Source organism: Segetibacter sp. (genome assembly GCF_025963695.1).
Classification (GTDB): Bacteria; Bacteroidota; Bacteroidia; order Chitinophagales; family Chitinophagaceae; genus Segetibacter.
In genome coordinates, this window is record NZ_JAOQAH010000061.1 from 1 (window position 1) to 4,006 (window position 4,006).

The window sequence follows — 4,006 nt, forward strand, 5'->3', positions numbered from 1 at the left end:
TCCGGGAAAGTAGTCTTTGGCTTGTTTGTAGGCTTTTTCGAGGTCTTTGCCGCGGCTTTTGTGTTCGATGAGTATCTGGCCTTTCCAGAGGAGGTCGATGTAGCCTACCCCTGCAACCCCCTGACCCCCTGAAGGGGGAACTGCTAAGCTGCTACGGCCCGTTGCCTGTTCAAGTTTTACTTTTTGTTCAAAGGTGGCTACTCTTCGGCGGCTGATGCCGAAGACGTTGAAGAAATCGTCCCAGAAGGATTTAGCTTCGGCATCTTCGCTTACTTCGTCTTTCCATTCTTGTGTAAATAATAAGGCTCGGCTTTTGATCTCGTTCCAGCTTAGGGGCATGTAGGTGTTGGTTGTAGGGTAAATATAAAATAAAAGGTGCAGCTTTGATGATCACAAATCAGTTGTGGATATAATGTGTACGACTATCCTTTTTTTATAAATCCCATTAATGATTTTGGGAGGCGGAGGGATATTCGTTTTGTGAGACGGTAGCAACCAGGGCTTTATTAAACTGTTGAGACTTGTAAAAATAATTTGACCCATTTGCCATTTAATAATTTAAAATTGCAAATAATCAGTTGTAAAAATGAGAAGGTTTATAACTCTTTCAATATGCCTTGCTTTAATTCTTTCCTCTTGCCATAAAGAGAAATTTCCTACCCGGTATGTTCCTGATTCCCTGAAACAGATGGTTCCTTACAGAGATGCAGACGTTATTCAATATGCTAATGCATCTGGTTCAATTCTAAATGTCCGTATTGGGAAGGAGGGAGGTTTCATAGAAAAATCTACCTGTGTAGGATGCGAACCTTACGAAAGAGAGGAAACAATTGGATATGTTTTTTACGTTGGTGTTAAAACCCTTGTTAGGTTGAGCATAGATACCCGTCCTTTTATATTCATGACAATATATTCCCCGGAAGATAATTATCAAATCGGTGGTGGTTTTGATTTTGCCACCGTTGAGGGAGTTCCCCTGCCGTTATGTTCACCTAATTTGCCTCGTCAAAAGTGTTTAAGTTCTGTTACACTAAATGGTAAGATTTATTATAACGTGCTTGAAGCAAATAACTTTACCACTGCTCCTAAAGAACTTTCAAAAGCCTACTATACAGTTGAAAAGGGGCTGGTAGCATTTAGCTACGGCAATGGAAATACTTATAGTTTAAGCCCTTAGTTTCTAGTATTAAACTTTTGCATTGCCAGAAGCTCGACAAATGAAATGTTCACCATGATGTGCTTTGTGTTTATCCCGCAGTTTTTTTTAGCAACCCTTAGGTGACAACGACAATAACAGCGGCCAATTTTCGATTTCGATTTTGCCCCGTTTGATTTACAAAACAGGCTAAAAACTTCTACTGTTCGAGTGTCTCCTTGTTGTACTCTGTTTCAACCTTACCAGTCTTCGTGTGGTCTCCGCAGCTTGCAATACCTAAGAATTTGGTTAGGTGCAAAACAGTTTTTATACCAACAAGTACGTTTTTTTTTCAATTTTTCGCCTTAATAATCTCCGGCCATCCAGCTCTTGCAAATCCTGTACTTCAAGAGTCATTTCTATTGAGTAGGGGGTTCCACATTTTAATTTTTATTATTCAAAATTAACGGGCAAGCGTAGCGACATCAATTTAGGCGAAAGATTTGTTGCTGTTGTTCTTTTCACATAACAAAAACTTATTCTATGTTTTATCATGACAGAAAGCTTCAGTACAAGGTAAGGGTGAGCAGGCCTAATCCTGAGTTTGCGAAGTTGTTGCAACAGGCCATCGGTGGCATAGAGGGCGAGATGAGGGTTTGCATGCAGTATCTCTTCCAGGCATGGAACTCAAGAGGGCCTGTGAAATACAGGGACATGCTGTTGGATACAGGTACAGAAGAAATTGCACACATTGAAATGCTGGCAACAGCGGTTGCACTGAACCTGGAAGGAGCGTCAATGGCTTTAAAAGAGAAAATGGCAACCAGTAACCCGATGGTAGAGTCTGTGCTTGGTGGCAAAGACCCGCGCCATATACTGTCTGCGGGTTTGGGAGCTATGGCAACAGATGCGAACGGAGTTCCTTTTAACGGGTCATGGATAATAAGCAGTGGTAACATAGCAGCCGATATGCATGCCAATGTAATGGCGGAAGCTACCGGAAGAGTGCTGGCTACCAGACTTTATGAAATGACAGATGATGATGGCATGAAGGATATGTTATCGTTTCTGATAGCAAGGGATACCATGCATCAAAACCAGTGGATGGCAGTATTGGAAGAACTCGGAATGGAAGCCTCTCACCCAATACCTAACAGCTTTCCACAGGCAAAAGAAAACCAGGATGTGAACTATACCTTTTTCTCCCCTAACCTTAACCACGACAGTCAGGCCCAGGGAAGATGGACGACAGGCACATCAATAGACGGTAAAGGCACATTCAAATTCGCGCAGGCCAAACCTTTTGATGACGTTCCAAACCTTGGCGTTCCTGATAAGGAAACTCACGCACAGACAGAACAAATGATTGGGGTGGGCGGCAGTTCTATTATCGATAAAGTAGTAGACGCAGTGACAGGAAAGTAAGCTTTGATAAAGAAGGATATGAAAGTTGTTTTGTAAGAGGTGTCCTTTTAAACACCTCTTACAAAAGATAATTGTAGTACTTACACAATTTAAACCGAAAAGAGGCATAGGTAGGTGAGGTTTATGTGCACGATTTAGATTTTATGGTAGTGGAGCTTGAAGTGAATGACCGAATGCAGTTGTGGATGAAATGCAGCAGGCAGGGTTGGAGTTATGGCATGAGAATGACATAGCGGAAACAGTGCTGAAGCAATGGTCGCTGATAATTTTAGAACTTTAAGTAAAAGTCGGAATTGCCGTACTTCTTTTAAGACAAACAGCCATAACTAGCTGAACCCCTGAACTGTGTATCCTCTGCGTTCGCGATCGTTTTGCACAACCGATAAAGAAGAACGATGAGAAATTGCAGTTTTTATAATATTTATAAGGCAACTACAGAATGTACTCAGAATTCAACAATAGTTTTAGCCTGAAATAGTACATATAAACAAATAAATTAAGATGAAGCTTAGGCCAATCATTACCCCTGCTGCGGGAGGAAGACCGGAAACAGCAGTTTCTAAATGATGCAGGTGTACGATATATGAACATTGAGGACAAAAGTGAAATCATTTAAATCAATACAAAAACGACCCAAGTGGAAAAGCAGCAGCCGCTTATACGGGGCAAGTAATTGATTAAAGTGCAAAGAGGCAATCTTCTGCCTTTGATAATAAACTTTTAATAGCGGTAGATGTGTTAACAGGCAAAGTTGTTTCCAAAGGCACTATTGAAGGGAAGGACGGCAGGGTGCAACCCTGGTCCCTTCCACAAAAAACATTTTCACTTTTAATGGAGAACAACTGTAGCTGTCATTAATAAAGTCGACGAAAACAATGTTACAGTGCTTCAAATTGTAACCACAAAGCCAATAGCAAGGATGATAGCTATCGCTGATAAAGTCCCCCCTCATATAAATGGATCAACAACAGAATTTGAGGCAGTTACGCCAAATGACGCAAAGAATGAAAGACCTAAAATGACACCTGGAACGTTTCAGGTATTGGTAGTTGAAGAATTACAGTTATACTAACATCATTGAACTAACCTGGTTTTGAAACAGCAGGAAGGAATTTATAGTCTGATTATTTGTAACACTACCTATAGTCCAATTTTTAAACGGATGAATTATTAATGAACAAGTTAGATAGTTTAAGCAGAAAAACGAACAGTGCTGGTGGCCAGGTAAACAAGATTGATCAGCATGCTTACAAGTGGAACAGTTACTAACGATTGAAAAAACAGTTACTATGAACTTCCCTGAACGCTGTGTCATTAACATAATTGAGGATCAATGTGCAAAAAAGCCACGCGAACTGGCAATTGTTTACAAAGAAGAGAGGATAAACTACAGCTCTTTTAATAAAAGGGTAAACCAGGTTGCACATTTCTTGCGAACTAAGGGAG

General features: G+C 40.7%; 4 protein-coding genes. 3 read left to right on the top strand and 1 reads right to left on the bottom strand.

Annotated features, from left to right (window positions below; genetic code table 11):
* Nucleotides 1-339 (bottom strand): type IIL restriction-modification enzyme MmeI (locus JWR87_RS10240; protein ID WP_297819240.1); only part of this gene is annotated, 339 nt, incomplete at its 3' end.
* 247 nt (nt 340-586) lie between these two features.
* On the opposite strand from JWR87_RS10240, the gene JWR87_RS10245 reads away from it, so the two are divergent.
* From JWR87_RS10245 to JWR87_RS10255, 3 genes are all read left to right on the top strand, one after another.
* Nucleotides 587-1,177: a hypothetical protein gene (locus tag JWR87_RS10245; protein ID WP_297819243.1), complete on the top strand. Its 591-nt coding sequence runs from the start codon at nt 587-589 to the stop codon at nt 1,175-1,177.
* Between the two features lie 501 nt (nt 1,178-1,678).
* Nucleotides 1,679-2,560, top strand: coding sequence for a manganese catalase family protein (locus tag JWR87_RS10250; protein ID WP_297819245.1), 882 nt, complete (start codon nt 1,679-1,681; stop codon nt 2,558-2,560).
* 883 nt (nt 2,561-3,443) lie between these two features.
* Complete coding sequence (locus JWR87_RS10255) at nt 3,444-3,632, top strand: hypothetical protein (protein ID WP_297819248.1); 189 nt, start codon at nt 3,444-3,446, stop codon at nt 3,630-3,632.
* The last annotated feature ends 374 nt before the right edge of the window (nt 3,633-4,006 follow it).

What these genes read in the sequence shown, in the direction of transcription:
- JWR87_RS10245 (WP_297819243.1), top strand. Translation starts at nt 587, where the DNA reads ATGAGAAGGTTTATAACTCTTTCAATATGCCTTGCTTTAATTCTTTCC.
- JWR87_RS10250 (WP_297819245.1), top strand. Translation starts at nt 1,679, where the DNA reads ATGTTTTATCATGACAGAAAGCTTCAGTACAAGGTAAGGGTGAGCAGG.